Source organism: Reichenbachiella sp. MALMAid0571, assembly GCF_040151475.1.
Classification (GTDB): domain Bacteria; phylum Bacteroidota; class Bacteroidia; order Cytophagales; family Cyclobacteriaceae; genus CAXBNB01.
Genome location: NZ_JBDKWG010000015.1, coordinates 1 through 2,029 on the forward strand (window position 1 = coordinate 1; position 2,029 = coordinate 2,029).

Below are 2,029 nucleotides of genomic sequence, written 5' to 3' on the forward strand. Positions count from 1 at the left end.
GTTTGAGTTTATAGAAATCTGGTACAACCGTAAAAGAAAACACTCATATCTAGGGTATAAAACCCCCGAACAATATGGGAAAATTAATTGTTCAATATGCGCTTAACTTTTTGTCCGGTTTTTTGTTGTAAGTCCACTATATTGTTAGAATTCATGTAAATATCGTCGAGGACATTTCAGAGGATTTAGAAAGATTTGGTGTCGAGCAAGGGATTGGATTTGTGGCCATTGGTTCGGCTAAGTTTTGCTCGTGATACTCGTTGAAAGTAGCCTTTCAAAACGTGTGCACGTTAAAAAACTTAGAGAAGTTAAGCGAAAATGGCCACAAAGTCAAGGGGTTTACCATTCGCCACAAATAATTCTTCTTCAAAATGTCAGAACATAGCAAGTCTATGGTTCCATCATTTTGCAGAACAACCCTATGAAATGCGGCAGTAGTTTCCGATATTTAAACGAACAATAACAGCGTCTAAACAATCATGGCCCCTAAAGCTTTCACGCAAAAAGCCATGCCACAATTTTTAGCCGCTGTACGTTGGCGTGCATTTGAAAAAATACAGAATGCTTAATAAAGAACAGAAAGACCAGTTTTCAAGCTTGAGAGTTGAACTAATTGACCTTAATATTTTAGCTTGCTTTTATATAAGGAAGTTGAATAGACTTGGATACCTCTTTCAAAAAACCACAAGGCATTACATACTCGAAGAATTTACTTCTCTCAGGTATATGGAGAACGGTCTCATACTTCACCTGACAAATCTTGATGACGATAGTTCAACATTCTCATTCCGAAAAATTTTGAAAGCTACCAATAAGACAATTATTGATCAGGGCGCGATAAAAGAACTTAAAAGTGATTTTGATTCATTTCGAAGAAATGTCAACTACCTAAAAGTTCAACATAGAAATAACAGAATAGCACATTTGAATTACTCTAAGGACTTAAATATTGATGAATTCTTAAACTTTGACAAGCTTATAAAGCCCCTAATTGATGAAGCAAACAGAATTGGAGACAAACTTTGGGGAGAAAAAATAGAGTACCGATTTAAGCTTGGAACTTATGAAGGTATTTTAAATTTTAGAGAAATATTTGAAACATTAAAAACAGACTTGAACGGACAAAAAGACTTTGTGTAAACAAAAAATAAAGAAAATTGAAGATTGTAACTTGGAATTGTAATGGAGCATTTAGAAAGAAGTTTGAACATATTTCGGACTTCAACGCTGACATTTACATTATCCAAGAATGTGAAAACCCAGCCGAATGTAGAAACCCAAAATATCAAGAATGGGCTGAAAACTATGTTTGGATTGGCGACACCAAAAACAAAGGACTTGCAATATTCGCCCGCCCAGAAATTGAATTAAAGAAACTTGATTGGTCAAATAAATTCAAAGACCACTTTGTAAAGCACTTTTTACCGTGTAAAATCAATCAAGACTTTGACTTACTTGCTATTTGGACTCACCGAAACAACTCACCAAATTTCGGCTACATTGGACAATTATGGAAATACTTGCAAGTCAATAAAGACAAACTAAATACGACAATTATCGCAGGAGATTTTAACAGTAATACAAAATGGGACGAATGGGATAGATGGTGGAATCACTCTGACGTTGTAAACGAATTAAAAGAACTTGGAATTGAAAGTCTTTACCATAATTACACAGGAGAACAACAAGGTGCTGAGACAAATCCGACTTTATATTTTCAGCGGAAACTAGACAGACCTTATCATATTGACTATGTTTTTGGTGCCGAAAAATTTTCTAATGGCCTAAAGAGAATTGAAATTGGACAAGCAGATAAATGGTTGGAAATAAGCGACCATATGCCAATTATCTGTGAAATTGACGACTGAAAAATAAAAAACGACACGCCAATAACTAAGCATTCGTGCAATAACTAAGCATTCGTGCGGCCGATAGGCCAAGCATGAATGTAGTGTTGAACGAACCGTAGTTGGTATTTGGCAGATAGTCTTATGGGTTTTTCGGTCTGTGGATTTGGTTGACCTGTAGA

3 protein-coding genes are annotated in these 2,029 nt (G+C 35.5%); all 3 read left to right on the forward strand.

The features are described from left to right. A partial coding sequence (locus tag AAOP42_RS00185; RefSeq protein WP_349526436.1) for an IS3 family transposase occupies positions 1–106 on the forward strand: 106 nt, incomplete at its 5' end. 455 nt (positions 107–561) lie between these two features. After that, a complete protein-coding gene (locus AAOP42_RS00190; RefSeq protein WP_349526434.1) occupies positions 562–1,140 on the forward strand; it encodes a hypothetical protein in 579 nt (192 codons plus the stop codon). 17 nt (positions 1,141–1,157) lie between these two features. Next, the gene (locus AAOP42_RS00195) at positions 1,158–1,868 is read left to right on the forward strand and encodes an endonuclease/exonuclease/phosphatase family protein (protein WP_349526435.1); all 711 of its coding nucleotides are present in this window, start codon (positions 1,158–1,160) and stop codon (positions 1,866–1,868) included. The last annotated feature ends 161 nt before the right edge of the window (positions 1,869–2,029 follow it).